At 40.5% G+C, this 18,635-nt stretch carries 13 protein-coding genes and 4 pseudogenes; 7 read left to right on the forward strand and 10 right to left on the reverse strand.

All coding sequences use genetic code 11. The features are described 5' to 3' along the window. Positions 1 to 22: 22 nt before the first annotated feature. The 5 genes and pseudogenes from NST62_RS10495 to NST62_RS10515 form a co-directional block, all read right to left on the reverse strand. Positions 23 to 2,533, reverse strand: a complete 2,511-nt coding sequence (locus NST62_RS10495; protein WP_342462875.1) for a restriction endonuclease-like protein — start codon at positions 2,531 to 2,533, stop codon at positions 23 to 25. Beyond that, positions 2,502 to 4,181 carry a DUF3578 domain-containing protein gene (locus tag NST62_RS10500; protein ID WP_342462876.1) on the reverse strand — a complete coding sequence of 560 codons (1,680 nt, stop codon included), beginning with the start codon at positions 4,179 to 4,181 and terminating at the stop codon, positions 2,502 to 2,504. Before NST62_RS10500 ends, NST62_RS10495 begins: the two co-directional genes overlap by 32 nt. Positions 4,182 to 4,553: 372 nt before the next feature. Then, positions 4,554 to 5,246 carry a hypothetical protein gene (locus NST62_RS10505; protein WP_342462877.1) on the reverse strand — a complete coding sequence of 231 codons (693 nt, stop codon included), beginning with the start codon at positions 5,244 to 5,246 and terminating at the stop codon, positions 4,554 to 4,556. 138 nt (positions 5,247 to 5,384) lie between these two features. Beyond that, complete coding sequence (locus NST62_RS10510; protein ID WP_342462878.1) at positions 5,385 to 5,567, reverse strand: hypothetical protein; 183 nt, start codon at positions 5,565 to 5,567, stop codon at positions 5,385 to 5,387. A gap of 631 nt (positions 5,568 to 6,198) precedes the next feature. Further along, positions 6,199 to 6,849: pseudogene (locus NST62_RS10515) on the reverse strand (YeeE/YedE thiosulfate transporter family protein); the annotation flags it as partial. Between the two features lie 3 nt (positions 6,850 to 6,852). Here NST62_RS10515 and NST62_RS10520 point away from each other — a divergent pair. Further along, positions 6,853 to 7,560, forward strand: a pseudogene (locus tag NST62_RS10520) (transposase); the annotation flags it as partial. A 294-nt stretch (positions 7,561 to 7,854) separates the two neighbouring features. Here the strand turns inward: NST62_RS10520 and NST62_RS10525 are convergent. Together NST62_RS10525 and NST62_RS10530 are read right to left on the reverse strand one after the other, a co-directional pair. After that, positions 7,855 to 9,039: an erythromycin esterase family protein gene (locus NST62_RS10525; RefSeq protein WP_328220045.1), complete on the reverse strand. Its 1,185-nt coding sequence runs from the start codon at positions 9,037 to 9,039 to the stop codon at positions 7,855 to 7,857. A gap of 330 nt (positions 9,040 to 9,369) precedes the next feature. Continuing rightward, positions 9,370 to 9,642, reverse strand: a complete 273-nt coding sequence (locus NST62_RS10530; protein WP_342462879.1) for a hypothetical protein — start codon at positions 9,640 to 9,642, stop codon at positions 9,370 to 9,372. A 282-nt stretch (positions 9,643 to 9,924) separates the two neighbouring features. On the opposite strand from NST62_RS10530, the pseudogene NST62_RS10535 reads away from it, so the two are divergent. Continuing rightward, positions 9,925 to 10,256 (forward strand): annotated as a pseudogene (locus tag NST62_RS10535) (IS982 family transposase); the annotation flags it as partial. Positions 10,257 to 10,648: 392 nt separating this feature from the next. Here the strand turns inward: NST62_RS10535 and NST62_RS10540 are convergent. After that, positions 10,649 to 10,738, reverse strand: coding sequence for a transposase (locus NST62_RS10540; protein WP_141603388.1), 90 nt, complete (start codon positions 10,736 to 10,738; stop codon positions 10,649 to 10,651). Positions 10,739 to 10,946: 208 nt separating this feature from the next. Further along, the gene (locus NST62_RS10545) at positions 10,947 to 11,075 is read right to left on the reverse strand and encodes a DUF255 domain-containing protein (protein WP_216368290.1); all 129 of its coding nucleotides are present in this window, start codon (positions 11,073 to 11,075) and stop codon (positions 10,947 to 10,949) included. A 112-nt stretch (positions 11,076 to 11,187) separates the two neighbouring features. Here NST62_RS10545 and NST62_RS10550 point away from each other — a divergent pair. From NST62_RS10550 to NST62_RS10570, 5 genes are all read left to right on the forward strand, one after another. Then, positions 11,188 to 12,416 (forward strand): IS3 family transposase gene (locus NST62_RS10550; protein WP_342462880.1). Its coding sequence is split into 2 segments (ribosomal slippage): positions 11,188 to 11,476 and positions 11,476 to 12,416, totalling 1,230 coding nucleotides; the frame shifts between segments, so codons are not numbered across the junction. Between the two features lie 196 nt (positions 12,417 to 12,612). Beyond that, positions 12,613 to 14,676, forward strand: coding sequence for an ABC transporter permease (locus tag NST62_RS10555; protein WP_342462881.1), 2,064 nt, complete (start codon positions 12,613 to 12,615; stop codon positions 14,674 to 14,676). Beyond that, positions 14,673 to 15,536 carry an ATP-binding cassette domain-containing protein gene (locus tag NST62_RS10560; protein ID WP_342462882.1) on the forward strand — a complete coding sequence of 288 codons (864 nt, stop codon included), beginning with the start codon at positions 14,673 to 14,675 and terminating at the stop codon, positions 15,534 to 15,536. The genes NST62_RS10555 and NST62_RS10560 overlap by 4 nt, the downstream gene beginning before the upstream one ends. Position 15,537: 1 nt before the next feature. Next, a complete protein-coding gene (locus NST62_RS10565) occupies positions 15,538 to 16,197 on the forward strand; it encodes a hypothetical protein (protein ID WP_342462883.1) in 660 nt (219 codons plus the stop codon). 338 nt (positions 16,198 to 16,535) lie between these two features. Continuing rightward, positions 16,536 to 17,129, forward strand: a complete 594-nt coding sequence (locus tag NST62_RS10570; RefSeq protein ID WP_342462884.1) for a hypothetical protein — start codon at positions 16,536 to 16,538, stop codon at positions 17,127 to 17,129. A gap of 320 nt (positions 17,130 to 17,449) precedes the next feature. Here the strand turns inward: NST62_RS10570 and NST62_RS10575 are convergent. Continuing rightward, positions 17,450 to 18,595 (reverse strand): annotated as a pseudogene (locus NST62_RS10575) (IS256 family transposase). Positions 18,596 to 18,635: the final 40 nt, after the last annotated feature.

Below are 18,635 nucleotides of genomic sequence, written 5' to 3' on the forward strand. Positions count from 1 at the left end.
TACCTCCGTTAGTGCTATTTTTTTAAGTATTATCTCTATCCATCAATCTCACCATCTCCTTAAACACCATCGATGGCTGTTTGAGCAAAGCCTCTACCGGAAGTGTTTTGCGTTCGGTTCCTCTTGTGATGGCAAGTTGTTGGTCTTCTAGTTGGATGACAATATCTTTGATTCGATACGCTTTAATTTTAGACGCTTTATCCAAGTATCGGTCATCCAGGTCAAAGCGGATGCGGTCAGATAGTCTTCGCAGCATTCTCCATAAAGCGATTTCTTCTTTTGATTTCATAAACAATTCAGGGAGTTCTTTCGCTTCTTTTAATGTGTTTAACGTCGTCATCGTATAGACCGATATTCCATAGCCAACTGGTCGGATAATGTCCTTTAAAAAATGCCAGCTTTCGATCTCGAATCTCACGTACTCCTCTGAACTGTTTTTTGGCAGTTCGTTGATTTCGTATCGTTTTACAAACTTTACATCGGTGATCTTTCCAAAGCAAGTAACTCCATTGACCGGTGCCGCTCCTTGTTTTGGATAAAGAGCGATGTATTTCGCTTCTTGCCATCCTTTTTTCAGCCGTTTTACCGGAATGTGGTAAAATCGGTGTCTCAGATGAGCATGATAGTTTCGTGCGCTAGGGACCATTCCGACAAGCACTTTTTCATCGAAAGAAGATCGCCATTCCTCCATAATTCCTTGCGGCAAAATTCCTTCTTTTTGCAATTCCTCTGGGCTTTTTTCGATCAGACGCTCGATCAATTGTTCGACTAACCGAGTCGCGTTTGGCAAAAACGGCAGGCCGCCGATATTGACTTCATTAATGCTTTTGTACAGCTTGTGCTCTTGATAGCTATCCTCATCATACCATGGAAATAACACATAGGCGCCAAAGGCGGTTCTTTCATAAGGTCCGTTGTGGCGGACAACGAGCGAATCGCGGTAACGGTGCATTGTATTGATGTCTTCTTCCATCGGTCCGGGAATGTGATAACGTTTTTGGTAGCTGCTTCCTTCCACCGCGAAATCAATCCGATATTTCGCGTCGAAAATGTAATTGAACGTATAATCTTTCCCTTTCTTTTCGATCGACAGCATCGTATCCGGAATTTGCGGAATGGTCGGCAGCCTTCCTTCGTATTTTTGATACGTCAAAATAATTTTTTCGCCCGTGTGCGGATGTTCGTATACCCGCTTTGCGGAGCGGTTTTTTTCTAGATTGACGAATAGTCCGCTGCGATTCACTTGAATTATGTCCTGGCTGACAAGTTTATACTTTTTGCCTAACAGTTGTCCCAGCTTCAGAAACGTCCAATACTCATACAATGTCGCAACGTCTTTGACGGACATTTGATACAGCTTTCCTTGTAGCGCAAGACCACGTGTCACGATTAAAAAAATTTGATACGCATCGCGATATCCCGGCGCCATTTGCAAAACGAGGCTCATGATCGAACGATCCAGTTTCCCGACCGACCGCCAAAACGAATTGTTTGTTTTCGCTTCGAGAGCGCGTATCATATTCATGATTTTCGTAAGTAAATCCGGATCGGCTTCCACTTCATATCGTTTGTTTTTCGACTGCACCTTTTCCCATAAATCTTGCAATTTATCGATTAGACGTGTCATCATCCATTTGACAAACCGGTTTTCTAGCGTATCATACGTCATTTCTTTTTTCGCTTTTAAGCCGGATACCGGCATCAGTGAACGGTGTTGAATCCTTATTCCGTTATGGACTTCACAAAATAAGTGAGGTCTTTTCCGCAAATAGTTTCTTCCCTGTTGGTCCAAACGGCCAAGCTGGTCTCCTCTCGTTTTTACATGGGTCGTCACAAGCTGATGGTGCGGCTGCCGCTCGATTTGCCGAATGGCTTGGAGAAAATCATGAAAATGCACCTCCATCAGCCGGAAAAATTCACTTCGGGAAGGAGTGCCGTCTAGTTTTGCTTTCGCCCGCTGATACGTTTTCTTGATAAAATGAAACGCGAGATTATAAATTTCATCGCTCACTTCTTGAAGAAGCTTTTGATAGTCTTCTTTATAATTTAATTTGGTCGGAAAAATTTCGATCGTCACTTCTAACAGGACTTTATCTCCCATTCGGATTTCAAACGTGGATAATCCCACTTCGTTTTGAAAATGAAGGTTTCCCATTAGTACGTATTGATTGCCGATGCTGACTCGATCGACCGCTCTTCTTAACGATGGATATTCATGATAAAACGTTAATTCAACATCGTTTTTCGGAGAAACGATGATTTGATAAATGCCATTTTCAAAAAAGATTGGCCGGTGGCCCGCAGACCATTCAACAAGTCTTTGTTGATCAATATCAAATATCTTTACTTCGAGAATGTCTTCTCCTTTTACAAAAAACTCCATCGATTCGTGAAAGTCGAGTTTACGGTATTGCTGGAGTCCTTTGTATTGCTCATGATATGGCTTTCCTTTGATCACGAGGGTTACGTGTTTTGTTTCAATATGGACCAGCTCTACATCCTCACGAGCCAATCCAGAAGGAGGTAAAGCCATCGTCCGCTAACCTCCTTAACATGTGTAAAATTTTATCCGCGCTTTTCGGATATTTAGCGTATGTAAAATCAAGCAAGGCATCGTATTCCCCATTTAATTCAATGCCAGTGCAGAACGTAAATAGTTGTTCGAGGGCGCGCTGCACTCTCGCATCACTTCCAGAGATGCGCGGCAAAATTTTCTGCAAGAGGCAATGATCAAACGCGTTTTCAAATGTCATCAGCTTTCCTTCTTCGTTGTAAGCAAGATAAAAACAAATTTCATCGCGGACTCGGTAGCCGATGTGCGCTCCTAAAGGCTGTAAATAGGTATTGATTTTCACCAGCTCGTTCGATGCTCTTTCGACAACATGCGGATACCGCTGATACACGTCTTTTAAATGCAAATATTTAGCGGCAAATGCTTCCTGATTCAGCTTCATCGGTTCCACTTGCTTTAACTCTTTTAAAAAATCGAGATGATCAAGCTGAACGCGATTGAATTCAATCGTATTGGCGCGGTCTAATACTTTTTTGCTGAAAGGATGCGTCGTTTCGTCCATATTGACTGTACCAATAATATAGACATTGGCAGGCAGATAAATATCCCGCCCTGCTATTTCTTTCGGAAGCAGTTTAGAAGAAACGATTTTCCCGTTTTCCCAACGCCGGCTTTCCATCACGCTAAGGACATCACTGAAGTAATGCTCCACCCTCGCCAGGTTCATTTCATCGAGCAAGACAAAATACGGCTCTTCTTGATTTTGTTCCGCTTCCAGCACCACTTTCGTCAGCGGCCCCGCCTTAAATTCTCCTTTAATATCTACGTATCCAAGCAAATCCGATCCGTCGTTCCAGTCAGGGCGGACGGGAATTAACGTAAACCGGCCGTTTTCTTCCGTCGCGCCAACGCTCTCGGCAAGCCATTGAACGATTTTTGTTTTCCCGGTTCCGGAAATCCCCGATAAGATGACAAACGGTTTCGTTTTTAAAGACAAAAAGAGATTTATCACTTCTTCTTTCGTATAGTAAAAACCTTTGCCAGAGATGTAAGAGTAAATATGATTAACGATCGTTTCATACGAATGCGATTCAGATGCACGTTTCATGTCCATGGCAATCTCCACATATTTTTCGTAGTATTCGATCATTTGCTGCAAGTCATGCCGCAGCTGCACGTCCGCGGGCATATCATCGATCGAGTAAGCGATATAGGCAGCGACAGAGTCCTTATACTCTTTTGCTTTTTTACTTTCGCCAAGATCAATTTCGTCATCTTTTTTCACGTTGCCGCCCATCGGAATCGTTTGGCGGATTTCTTGTTTTATTCGGATCATTTCCTCCTTCGGCGTTTCCGTCACGCCTTGGGCGAATGTCAGGTATAATTTGCTCATATCGTCACTAAATAGATAAACAATATAATATCCGCGCTGCGTCGAAGTCGTAACGGTTTTATTCATAATCGCGACCCAAGGGACATCCGTCCATACCCCTTGGCCCACCGATCCTTTAATCACATAGCGATCTTGTGGGATAAAAGGCAACTTCTCGATTGCTTGCGGAATCGCTTTCGTCACTAATTGAAACACCGGCTGCTCTTTGGAAAATCTTTCTCGTTTCTCTTGCAAGTATGTTTTCATCACTTGTAAAAAAAGATCGCGCATCGCCATTTGGAATGCTCCTTTGAAAGCTGTTTCTGCTAATATGATAAACTAGTAACTTTTACCTTATATTTTACAAAAATAAGTGACAAAACGTCTAATAATTCTTGACAAAATCAGACAGTTCCACTTTTAACTCGATCAACCATGCGCTCAGTCATCTTTTCATGATATCACTTACCTAATGTTTGATTGGAAAGTGGGGAAACAAACTTTTTTCTTTCGTTTCCTACGCAATCCAAAACAAAATAAGCAAGCCTAAAAGGCAGCGGACGCGAAAAGCCATTAAAAAGAAACTGGCTCCTTTCTCGCGTTTCAACGATAGCAGTAAGGAAGCCAGTTTTTCTTATGATAAGATAAACAGTATGAAACAAGCTAAGGCTAAATAGACGCCTCATTCCTTACTCCTCTTTTCCACTCATCCAAAAACGCGGGCAGCCGGCTTTGGTACGGAACGATGACGCGCTGGTAGTAGGTTTCCCATTCTTTTGGCTGCTTAAGAATATTTATATAAACATGGCGGATTTCTTTTATATATTCCAACGCATGACGGTACGCTTTGCGGTTTTTTTGCGCAATAAACGCTTCTGCTTTCTGTTTGTAGTAAGCAATTATCTCAGACGGATGACGTTCGTTCAAGTAACGTTCATAGATGATGTGGCGAGAGTACACGGCATAGGACGCGTCTCTTGTCACATAGCGAAGGAGTTCTTGGCTGTTCCCTTCTTGATAGTCAATTTCCGCTTTTATAGAAGAGTAACGGAGATCGCTAACAAATGAATACAATTCTTTCCTCACTGCTTCTTTTTCGCTTTTCTCTGCATAAGAGATGGTTTTCTTATACAACTCATAAGAAGGACGGTGTTGGAAGTATCGTTTTAATAGTTGAAGCGCCTTTCCTTTTTCTCCTATTTGATCGTAGTGCCGAAATACGTATTCATATAATGTATCTAAAGCTCCTTGCCCTTTTTCCAATCCTTGTTCCGCGACGTCGAGCGCTTTTTTCACTTCTCCTTTGCGGTGCAAAAATTGGACATAATCCCAATAGTCGCTTCCGTAAGTTAATTGCTGCATCCGCATTAGTTCATATGTATCTTCATCCCCAAGCTTGTGACGATAACTTTTAGCATGAGAGATTGATTATATGTGCTGTTTGACCGCTCCAAGTGCGATAAAATAAGGCTCCAATGTGTTTCTTCGCAGGCGATTTGTTCAATCCAGTCCCATTATGTCATCGTCAAATCCTGAATTTCCATCGAGGTATTGTTCCATCAATTCGTGAATCATTTCTTCCCTGCATTCATCCGGTAGTTTCCCGTCTTCAAGCAATGAAAGAATATGTTCCATATTCTCATATGCACGATATTCCTCTTCTTGCAGACCACCGCCGTACATATTAAACTCAGAAATAATGTCTATCGTTTCTGCAAATTTGTCACGGTACTCGTGATAATATTTCTGTGCTAACTGTTCATTATTGAGATACCCTTTTCCTCCAGAAACTAAATCGTCCGTTCCTTTGCTTTTTTGTCAAGCACAATCAGGCCCATCATGAGTTCAATCATATCTTGATGGGAAACACGCTTCAAAATCGCACGAATATCCATAATTCCAACTCCTTGCTTGTCTTTCCATAGTATACTTTTGTACCAATACCATCAGCAATGGCTTATGACAAAAACGGGCATGGTTCTAAAACAAGCAAATTCGCAAAAAAGAGGTTGAACAGCAGTTCCCCGCACCTGCTTTATTGCGCGGAAAAACAGTAAACCCTCATTCTACAGAAAACAAAGATGGACGGTAAAAAGAAACCGGCTTCCTCCTTGCACACTACCGAGGAGGAAGCCAGTTTTTTCGATAATAAACAGCACAAGAAGATCGTCAATGCTCTCCCTATACGTTTTCTAACTGCAAATCATGCAATACGTAATTTTTCTTCGTTCATCTAGAAAACAGATCGAAAACCGTAAAAACTGATTTAAAAAAAGAGAAAGCACCCTCGCACCTTCTCTTTCCCATTCCTTCTTTAATTTTTATACGCACAATACGGACGCAGTTTGACGCCGATGATGCTGCCAAGAAAGGCGAAGACAAACCAAATCCAGCCGTGGACGCTGAAAGAGGCGATGCCGCTGAAGTAAGCGCCGATGTTGCAGCCGAACGCAAGATGAGTGCCGTAACCCATCATCAATCCGCCGATAAGGGCGCCGATCGTCATGCGCGATGGGCGCTTCCATTGAATCGGTTTTGCGTATCGTCCCGCAAAAGCCGCGGCTAATAGCGCGCCGAACATCAAGCTAATATCCATTACTGTTGTTGTGTCTTGATATAACGGGCTTTTTAGCGCCTTTAATTTCGCTGGATCCTGCCAATATGCCCACTCGGTTGGATCGACGCCAAACAATTGCACGAATTTCGCTCCCCAAAGAGCGAACGCGGAGGTAATGCCCCACGGTTTGCCGTTGATCATTAATACAAGAGCATTCATAACGGCGAGTAAAAGCGCGCCGACAAGAAGCGACTATGGTCCTTTATAAATTGCTTTCCAGCCGTTTTTGTTTTCGGTTTTCGCTGAAATCAGCTTTCCGTGACGGCGTTTTTCGATAACGGTCACGACATAATAAACGAACGCCAATAGCACAAGTTGAAGGAGAAAGTCTCCGACAGCGCCAAGTTGATGGTGGTATTGGGGGTGAACGAAGAAGGATATCGCGAAATTCTGGATTTCTTCGTGGGAGGACAAGAAAGCGCCTATGGATGGCGGGAGATTCTCCAACAGCTCTACCAAAGAGGAGTCAAGGAAGTGCTTCTGGGCGTATTCGAAGGTCTTCCGGGGCTGGAGGAAGCTTTTCGATCGGTTTATCCGAAAACCGATGTGCAGCGCTGTGTCGTGCACAAAGTACGTAATACCTTACATCGTGTTCGGATAAAAGACCAATTCGAAGTGGCCTAGGATCTCAAGCTGATTGATCGCGCGCCGAATAAGGAGATGGCGTTACAAATGTTTCAACAGTTTGAGTCGAAATGGTCCAGCAAGTACCCGAGAGAAGTTCAATCTTGGGCTAATGAGTTGGATGTCCTTCTGACCTTTATGGACTATCTAAGCAGTATTCGAAGTGTGATTTATACGACCAATGCCATCGAGCGAACGATCAAGGAAATTCGGAAACGTCTAAAGCCGATGAACAGTTTGAATAGTTTAGAAGCCGCGGAAAAAGTCGTGTATTTGACCATCCAAGATTTTAATGAGAAATGGGCAGGGCGAAAGTTAAGAGGATTTGCCGAAGCGCAGGAAGCCCTCGAGCGAATGTTTGAAGAACGCTATTGTAAACCAAATATTGTAAATAAACAAAATAGGAGGATTCTCCCTTTCCACACAGGAGACTGAATATTCAGTCTCCTGTGTGGAGAAAATCAATCTCCTATCAATTCAAATCCATTTCAGAGATACCCTATCTATCTTACATTACACAAAATTCTTGACGGTACCGCAAAATGCTTTACACAAAATTTTATACATCATCTTATCACCTTTTTTAATAAATGAACGTGTTACAAAACACATAATAGATGTATTCTAGACCAAACAATTCTAAGTAATGCCACGACAGAATGGATTTATTCCAAATTCACCTTTTAGCTGACCATTCCACAATGTCATTGATCATTTCATAGCTTCAAATTACTCTTCTCTGTTCTTCTCAGAAACGTCAAAGTAAGCTTCAAAGTAAGCTGGGGAAACATATTTAAAAAATAAAATCCCATCATATTGTTGTGCAGGTACAAAGGAAGTAGGCATTCCTCCGCCCTCATAGGCCCGCCACTTTTTCTGTGCCCAGTTTCCATTGCACTGAATAAAACTATTTTGATAAGGAGAATGGTCAAGAAGGCTTTCCAAATGTTTTTTGCCTAGTTTTTTTATTGGATATTCCTTTCCTGTATAATCCAACATTTTGCCTTCCTTTGCATACAACCCCAATACAAAACTTTTCTCCTTCACCGTTTGGGAGAGATTTTCCACAAACGATTTATAGGCAGACAGGCGCTTGGCGGAAGTACGTTTGCTAATATGCATGTTATGGGCCCAAATGATAAATTTTTCATTTGGATATATTTCCTGTGCTAAAAATTCTAGGTTTTTTGCCATTAATGCATCCCGATACTCAAAAAGTTTCGAGAAACTTTTTTCTAACGTTGCTTTCAAATAATTTACTCTATTTTCCATCGTCCGGAGGACAATTTTATAAATCTTGCTGTCCGGAAAACAATGCTGTTTGAGTTCCTCAATCAATTCCATGCCCTTACTTTCCATCTCTTCCCTTATATTTTGGCGCATTGAACGCTTGATTTTCCGTTTATCGGCTGCAATCAAAACCTCGATCGCCCGCTTTTCAAAATCGACAAACTTCTGTTTGGTCGGACCCGTTAAATAAGACTCGAGGAATTCCGAAAACAAATTCTCCTTTTTTCCTTGATAAACATCCACACCAGTAAAATACAGCGGCCGCTCCTGCTTCATTTTTTTCATATAGTCAAATAATCCAAGGACAAATTCATTTTGCCACACACGCCCAATGGTACCCGCCATAAAACGTTTAGAATCAAGTTGATCAGACAGATAATCGCCGATCATACATGGCCCCAATTCGCTTTCAAAGGCAAGTACATGAAACCCCAATTCTTCATGAAGATATTTAATCAGGCTTACTTTTGCTAGACTGTATTCTTTGACGCAATGGCTGCTCTCCCCAAGGAAGACAAAGCGTTTATGTTCCAAAATCGGCTGAAGAAACTCAAAATGATAGCGGTCCATATCCCCTATATCGATACTTTGATTTTTGACTTCGTTTACAAATAAAGTAGTCATTTAAATTTCACCTTCCAAAACGGCGTCCAATTCTTCATTATTCCTCTTTCAATCATAAAGATTGTAAGCGAAGAGCCTTTCTCATTAACTCACAGTGAGTCATCCTGATATTCTGCTGTTTTTATGCAGGTTTGTGTAGAGCATATTCTGGTATATTCATCTTTAAATCATCCATTTCTTCATGTATGTCACACGTGACGCCCATATGTATAGCATAAAATATATGGTCCTTGTCTTTTTCATCATCGATAGGCAAATCCGCAATTGTTTTTGTCCTGCTAACAATAATCCGATGGCCATATGAAATGAGGTTGTAAGAGGTGCTTTGCTTCACGAGGTTTCCAAGCTGTCTTGATCCATGAGGTCATCGAGCATATCTCCCGCCAACATCATCAGTTCTACAGACGCTGCGATTCGTTCGCTTTCCTTCACCTCTTCGGAAAATATCTGGTAATGCATACCAGCTAAGCAGCCGTACAAAAAGTCGCTTTGTTTTGTGTGCTCCTCTATTGATGTCAATACCGACTCTTTTAAAGACGGTACGGAAAAAGATGCTGTAACGATCTCTTTCATTTGCATCTTCACTGCTTCTTTTTCGATCATTTCAGCAACACCTTGCATAAAATAAATATTTCCAAATAGGTAAATTTCAACAAGATTTATAAAATTCCTTCTTCAAATCAGTGTAATTTTCAAAACAATAACCCCTTTGCTTTGACAAAGAGGGATTCACTATGTATTATCTGATGAACATGTTTTATCCAACTAACATATTTTGGGATTGGTGGAAGTAGCAGAAAATGGCGAAGAGTGAGTTTTTTTACAACACGGTTTCTAAAGAATATTTATGTTTGAGAGGTTGATTTCAAAAGGCATCCTCATTTTATAAGAAGCCACCATGTGCTCATGAAATTTTTAGCTTCACATCGGAGCGGGCATGGCATCGCTTTGTGGTCGAAAACCTATTACAGAAAAGGCATTCCCTGAGCGTTCTCGATACCATCGTTGTTGTCGCTCGCTACGTTGGATGATTAAATGGATTCGACATCAATTCGCAAACTTGGACAATCTCACGCGTATACCATTGTAGACAGTTTACCGATCTGTGCCATTATACACGTACTTCACGTATAAAACGGTTTCGAGATGTGGCGGATATCAGATATCGTGCTTTCAAGAAGATGTTCTTCTATGGATTTAAGATGCACATCCAAATTGCCAAACGAACGTTGGTGTTATGTCAAGAAAATAGACACAAAAAAATAGAGATTTTTTCTACCGCGCTTCGCTTGCTGGCCTTGTCAGGGAATGAAGGTGTTATCCTCTTTCATTTCTGACAAGGAAATAGATAATTAATACGCCTTTTCATACATCACTGGAGATGGATATCGATTGTCGGAATGGATTCGTTTGTAGTTGTAAAAACACTCAATGTACTCAAATACACTTACTTTGGCTTTTTTAGGATGGAGTTTTCCTATTCTAGGTTACGAATTCGCTTTTGTACTTCTCGCAATGCTTGCTCTTTCAACCGGAGGTTTCCACTTCTAACAAAACTGTGAACAGGATCTTATACCCATCTATGCAATGTTTTTGGCGATAAATCGATCTACCGTGCTGTTGCAGCGATAGTGTTGCCTTCTTCTACAACTAACTTGACGGCATGAAGTTTAAATTCTTTATCAAAACGTTTTCCCACGTTGGACACTCCCTTAATGTAATTAGTTTTATTATAACCTTTCTAGGTCGTGTCCACTTTTTAGACTAACATCAAATTTTCATAATGTGTTAAAATACTTTCATAAGGGGATTTGATTTGGGATGATTATACCAACATGCCATCAGTGGCAAGTACTAAGTTAAACCTCTCTTTTTTTAATTTTATCATTTAGCCCCCTGTTCGAGGGCTAGCTATAGCCAATGGACAAAAATACTGGCTTGCCTTCCCTTTTTGCTTTTTGAAACGCTTCTGGCGACCATTCCAACCAATTCACAGGATTTGTTTCATGTTGCTTCAAGTAAGGACTTTTCGACATGACTAACCAATTGTATTTTTCGTTATCTCATTAGCCCCCTAATGAATTTGGACACTCGATAAGGTGTTTTTTATAATCGAAGTGACCAAATGAAGGGGGCTTTTTGATGTACATGAAACGAAGAAAACATTCGAAGGAATTTAAGCTACAAGTGGTGAAAGAAGCATTAGAAGTTGGAAATAAAGCATTGGTAGCTAGAAGATACGAGCTTAGCCCGAATCTTGTGCAAAGATGGGTGAAGGCATATGAAGAAGGAAAACTAGGACAAGAAATGGTTTCCTCTCCCTCTTCAGCTGAAATCAAACGGCTGGAGGAAGAAAACGAGCAGCTCAAGAAGCTATTAGGGGAAAAAGATTTAGAAATCGCGATTTTGCGTGATTTGATAAAAAAGAAGAACCCTCACTTACTGAAAAATTGGAAGTAGCCGAGCAGTGGATCAAGAAAGGATATCCGATTACAAAAGTATTGGAGATTCTAGAAATCAATCGCTCAACCTACTATTATCAGCAGAACGGAAATGTTGAGAAGAAAACAGTAGGTGGGGGACGTCCAACACCCGGCTACTCTCTAACGGCAACTGGCGAAAAAGTGTCAGACGAACAAATCCAAGAATGGCTCTCTGAGCTTGTGATGGGAGAAGGATTTGCCTACGGATATCGCAAGCTGACCATTCAGTTAAGAAGAGACCATCAGCTTGTGATCAGTAAGAAAAAAGTATATCGATTGTGTAAAGCGATGGACTTACTACGTCCGCAGCGAGAGAAACGGATTCCATATCCGAAGAAACTCGCTCGAAATCGCATTATTACAGGCTCGAATCAGTTATGGGAAATGGATGTGAAATATGGATATATCGAAGGAGAAGAACGCTTTTTCTTTGTTTTGTCGCTCATCGATGTGTATGACCGTTCGGTAATTGATTACCATATTGGGTTGAGTTGTTCAGGAAGCGATGCCGTAAAGACGCTTCAAAGAGCGTTATTCAAGCGTCAGCAATTTGAACAGGCAAATAAACCTGTGATTCGGACAGACAACGGCCCGCAATTTATTTCTCATGCCTTTGAAGCTGCCTGTGAGCGATTTGGAATCGAACATGAACGGATTCCACCACGGACGCCGAATATGAATGCGCATATGGAAGCGTTTCATCGTTTACTGGAGGAGGAATGTCTAGGAAGAATGGCGTTTGACAGCTATGAAGAAGCTTATCAAGCCGTGATGGAGTACATGAAATTTTATAACGAGCGAAGGATTCATTCGAGTATTCTCGATCTTCCACCGCATGAATTTTACAAAAAAGCGCAAACGGAATCGTTAATCATCAAAGAAGTTCGCGTATAAGGCAAGAGGATTTTGTCTTCTTGCCAAGAAAAAACGAGAAATTTTGAGAATAACCTAAAATAAGATAGGATGTGTCCAAATTTAGGGGGTCAATCCGGAGGCTGTTCCCGTTCAGCGTTCAATAGGCTATTCATTCAAAAATAACATAAGCAAAAAAGCCATTTCTAATCCATTCATGAGGAGGTGTCATTTTTTTATGAGCATGTTTTTCAGTTTATTGGTATTTTATGCAAAACAAATGTTGAAAAGTTTTCTGTATTTGGGAACGTTTCTTTTCATGGTCATTATGCTGTTTTTCCGTTTTGTGATTAGACAAAATGACTTTTTTGGATATACAAATTACGGAAATTTTGTAGGGGAAATGACATTAATCGTGCAGGCGGTTATGCTTCTATTTATGATTTTCTTTTATAAGTTATTTTCCGATGAATATAAGTTTGGCGCCAACAATTTATTTGTTGGATCTTTCCGGATCACTTTATTCAAAATAACGGCTTTATTCTGTAATCATCTATTATTTCTGGTTGTTTTGATCGGGTTTCAGATTGCTTTGATTTTCTTTTTTTACCGTACGTGGGAAATTCCGTTTTCCTCTTTTTATACACAAACCGTGTCTTATGTCATCGTTTATTGGTTTTTGCCGTTTGTGCTTGCCTTTTTCTTGGGGATATTCACAGCCCTTCTTTTTGGGAAAAACAAGATAAGCTTCGTATTTATGATGGTTGTCTGGCTGGCGATTGGACCGATGAATACAGAATTGTTTTCCCGTTATTTTCGTCAATTTTCATTTTCTGATGCAGAAAGTTTGTTTTACATCGGTCCATTGAATAGCAGCGATGTATTCAAAGAGGTAGTTGGATATAATCTCAGTTTATCTGTATATATGAAGATCTTTTTTTGGATTGTCCTGGCGATAATGGCGGTTTTTGCAGCAGTTTTGAAGACCACCCGCACAGTACCAGAGAAGTTGATCATTATAATGATGATCGTTTTCCTATTGATAGGAAATTCCGTTATCTTTCCTAAAATATTTGAAGGTGGAAAGCTTGCCTTTAGTTATGCCGATTATGATCAAGAGTCATTGTATTATAAAACCCGTAAAGCAACCATTCATCCTGATACTTTACAATATTCCATCCAGGGATATGACATTCAATTGGATGCAAGGAACGGGACAAAAGCCAAAACGAAGGTCATCTTGGATGAAATACAAAATCCAACATTATCCTTTGTGCTCTACCATTTTTTTGATGTGAAAAAAGTGACGGACAAGGAAGGCCAAAATTTGCCGTTTACCCAAAAGGGGGATTTTGTAGTGGTGGAAAGAACAGCCAATGATCCAACAGATGAATTGACGTTTTATTATCAAATGAAGAATTCATCGCATCTCCCTGTTTCCTCAAACTATTTATATTTGCCCAATTACTTCAGTTGGATTCCAATGAAAGCCAAACATCCGCCTTTTGATTTTGACTATTTTACGAATGAGGGCACGATTGATTTGTCCATGCAAACAAAAGAACCGGTCCACTATACCTTATCTTTTAAGGGGGACGTGCCATTTTATACGAATTTGCCGCGAAATAAAGAAGGGGAGTACAGCGGGGAAGTGTCCGGGGGAATTACCGTTGTAGCCGGCATGTTTTTAAAGAAACAAATCGATGAATGGGAAATCGTGTATCCAAATGACTGGCAGGATATCACTGAGAATTGGCCGATTTTTCAAAGTTATCTGATCCAAGCGCATAAAAAATTAGTGGACATGTTTCAAATACAGGATATGGAACTTCCGAAAAAAATAATATTTCTCAATCCCACTTGGGAAACAAACGCTTATTTGAGCAGTGATCATTTGCTGTTTCAAACCCATACTTTGTATAGTATTGCATCCCCGTATACATTGGTGAATATGCCTGAAGTTTTGTTGAAAGCTTTACTTTGGAATTATGATAAGCGGGAGTTTTCTTCTTATGAACAAATTGTAGCATTTAATCAATTGTTGACCTATTTGATTCGAAATGAATTAGAACTGGAAATGTTAAATTCCTATTATTTTCATACCTATTTACCTGAACACTTTGAAGAGTATGACCAAGAAACACAGAGAGCGGTTAGACATATATATGAAGAATTATTTCAACTATCGGATGAAGAGAAAAAACAATTTCTTTTGCTATGGTACAAGGAAATGGACAAGGTTTCGGACAGCTGGGTGAAAACAGAAAAGTTATTCCAGGAATTTAAGGAGGGAAGAAGATGATCCGGGTTTCGGGAGTAAAGAAACGGTTCAGAAAATATCAAATATTATCGGATGTTACGTTGGAGATGGAGGGGATTTACGGTTTAGTGGGGCCCAATGGTGCCGGTAAGACGACGTTGATGAAAATATTGTCAAGTCTCATCTCCTTGGATGAAGGAATAATAGAAATCAACGGAGAGAATTATGTGAAAGGGCGGTATGTGAAGGCCAATCACCTGATCGGATACTTGCCCCAAGATTTTATGGTCTATCCCCAAATTAGTGTGGTGGAAACGTTGGATCATATCGCCATCATGCAAGGCATGTTGAATAAAAAGGAGAGGGCAAGAGCCATAAGAGAGGCAATCGACAAGGTGAATCTGGCGGGGCATGAAAATAAGAAAATGATGGAATTATCCGGCGGAATGAGAAAGCGGGTAGATATTGCCCAGCTGTTGATGAGAAAGCCGTCGATCCTCATTTTTGATGAACCGACAGCGGGATTGGACATTGAAGAGCGGATCCGCTTCCGCAATTTGTTAAAAAATCTTGGTTCGGAGCATACCGTCATCATTTCCTCGCACATTGTCGAAGACATTGAGTTTTTATGTACAAAGATTGGCATTTTAAAAAGCGGGAGAGTTCTATTTGAAGGCACTCCAGCCGAGCTTAAAGCCCATGCGGAAGGATATGTTTGGGAATATCATGTATCACCGGAAGAATTGGATTACATCATGGTGGAAAAGGAAGTGATTCAGCTTCTAGAAGAGGAAGATGGCGTGAATGTACGGGTGTTTGCGAAAGAAGGAGAAGAAGGAGCGAAACAAGTGGCACCAAGGCTTATCGATGGTTATTTAGCCGTTGTTAGGGGTGTGAACTAGAATGAGGGATTACTTAGAAAGCATTTATGCCACCTTTTTATTTGACCGAAAGACGATGGGGCTCACTTTTTTTGTCCCGATTGTGATGTTTGGATTATCTCTGTTGCTTATTCTGCTTGTTCCAAGAGAGCAAAACGGCATCTATAACAATATTATTATTATCCAAGGAGTTTTCATTCCATTTTCTTGCTGGTGTCTTATGTATAGGCTGAGCGAAATGTATGAAGAAGGCGCGCAGGAAACATTAGTTCCATATTACTCCAAACGGTTTGGGATTGACTTCTTAAGATACTTCATTGTCAATATAATCGGGGTTTTTCTTCTGTGTACCGCTTTTGTGGTGAAATACGGGATGTCTTCATTATCTGCTTTAAACGTGATTCATTTCATTATTTTAGTGTTATTCTATATGTTTTTTGGAACATCCCTTATCGTGCTTATCAAAAACATTGAGATTTCCCTTACCATTATTATTATTTATACGGTTTTAGAAGTGGTAACGTTAGGGGAATTTATGCCGTGGCCGCACATCTTTTTATTCCAGCCGCCCGTTTGGGATCCGTTTTTATTAAGGAAATTTGTGATTTTATTGATAACGGTCATTGTGCTAATGTTCACAACGGTTATTTTCATTCGGAGGGCGGACAGGAAACCTCAGTAGTATATAGAGCTGCTGCTTGCGCTTTTTCAGGATCATTGAAGAACAAGGGATGGGAAAGGAAGTAAAAACTTTTCTTAAAAATTAGAAAATAATAGATCAAGCTCCCTCTGCTTGTTGCTTCTCAAGCGAAACGTCCTAAGCACTGAAAAACTTTTCTTTGTGATGCTCGATGTACGCTAAGATGCTGCCACCGATTGTTCAATCTCATGGATATCCTTAAACATCCGCATTTTCTGCAAGCAAAATTGTGGTAAATACGGATGTTTTTTCTAATTCCTTTTGATACAATGGGGGGAGCTGAGCGGCTTGACAAGATAATGAATGAGGAAGGAATCTTTATGAGCAAAAGAAAACCTGTTAAAAAGCTTATAGGTATTGTCTTTTTTATATTAGTTTTTGTATTTGCATGTACTGTATTTTTTTTGGATTTACATCTTACTCCTTTAAACGCTGCTAAGAAAAACAATTATATACATAAGAATGCTGTATTACTAAAAGAAATAAGCGCTCGTGAATACAAAATATATATTTTTCAGGATAACGATCAATCTTATAAAACTGTCATATCTAAGCCTTTTGGACCATTCTGGAAAAGTGAGATAGCATTTAATTATCAATCAAATTTAAAAAATGATATTGAAACAGTTGGCTACGCCAAGATAAATGATCAAACCATTAATGTGCTTATGTTGGCTTTTAAAACAAATACAAATGACATTAAATATGTTGAAGCTGGTCCGGACGGAGAAAGATTTTTGCGTCCAATGCATCTAGGGAATATCGAGATTTTTTACTGGGAAGGGAAGTTTAATGAAAGAGATATCAACCCAATAGCTCTTTCTGCCGATAAAAAGCCAAAATATTACTATGGTTTTTCTAAAGATGAACAATATGATGATCTAAGGACAGTACAATGGCATGAATATCATTAGTTTCTACGTGAAATATATACTTAAAAATAGGGTTTTTACTCATTAGCCCCCGGACGCACGATAAAGGTTATTTTTTATAATCGTAGTGACAATGGGGCGTGTGACAGATGAAATGGAGAAAGTGTTTGAAGGACTTTAAACTACCAAGCATTCTGGTACCGTCAAGAATTTTGTGTAATGTAAATGGGGTAGGGTTTCTCTGAAATGGATTTGAATTGATAGGGGACTGATTTTCTCCACACAGGAGACTGAATATTCAGTCTCTTGTGTGGAAAGGGAGAATCCCCTTATCGTATTGGTTTGATATTTACATTATTTGGTTAATTGTAACGTTCTTCAAATATTCGCTCGAGGGCTTCATGCGCTTCGGCAAATCCTCGCGTCCTGCCCATTTCTCATTAAAATCTTGGATGGTCAAATACACGACTTTTTCCGCGGCTTCTAAACTATTCAAACTGTTCATCGGCTTGAGACGTTTCCGAATCTCCTTGATCGTTCGTTCGATGGCATTCGTCGTGTAAATCACACTTCGAATACTGCTTGGATCATCCATACATGTAAGGAGGACATCCAACTCATTAGCCCAAGATTGGACTTCTCTTGGATATTTGCTGGACCATTTCGACTCAAACTGTTGAAACATTTGTAACGCCATCTCCTTATTCGTCGCGCGATAAATCAGTTTGAGATCCTCTGCCACTTCAAATTGGTCTTTTTTCCGAACACGATGTAAGGTATTACGTACTTTGTGAATGACACAACGCTGCACATCGGCTTTCGGACAAACCGCCTTAAAGGCTTCCTCCAACCCCGGTAGTCCATCGAACACGCCCAGAAGCACTTCCTTGACGCCTCTTTTGTAGAGCTGTTGGAGAATCCCCCGCCATCCATAGGCGCTTTCTTGTCCTCCCACGAAGAAATCCAAAATTTCGCGATATCCTTCTTCGTTCACCCCTAACACCACATAAATGACTTCTTTCTCTACCGTATCGCGGCGAAGTTTCACGTACAAAGACCGAATAACGTTTGGATAGTGGACGATGGTGCCATTTCTCGATGTCTTCTTTCACGACATCGGTAATCCGGCTGATCGTCGCTGGAGAATAAGCATTTCCTAGAATTCGTTCGATAAACTTGCCAATTTCCCGTGTACTCATGCCACTTTGATACATCCTAATGATGGCTTCCTCCAGCCGGCCGATGTGCCGTTGGTATGAGGCAAACAACTGTGTTTGAAATTCCCCGTTTCGGTCTCTTGGAACCAAAAGACCCTCAATCCGGCCATATTGCGTATCTAGATTTCGCTGATAGTAGCCGTTTCTCATATTCGGCGTTCCAGCCTGTTCGATTTCGAGGAAATGTTTGATTTCTTCCCGCATAATCAGCTCTAATTTTTCCTTCACAAACTGACGAATGACACTTTCCAGTTGATTTGCCCAGTCTACATTCGGTATACATTTAGACATAGGTAGGGTACTCCTTTCTCTGGAATGTGTTGGTCCAAAT

Origin of the sequence: Ureibacillus sp. FSL K6-8385, assembly GCF_038593155.1 — a bacterium.
Classification (GTDB): Bacteria; Bacillota; Bacilli; order Bacillales_A; family Planococcaceae; genus Ureibacillus; species Ureibacillus terrenus.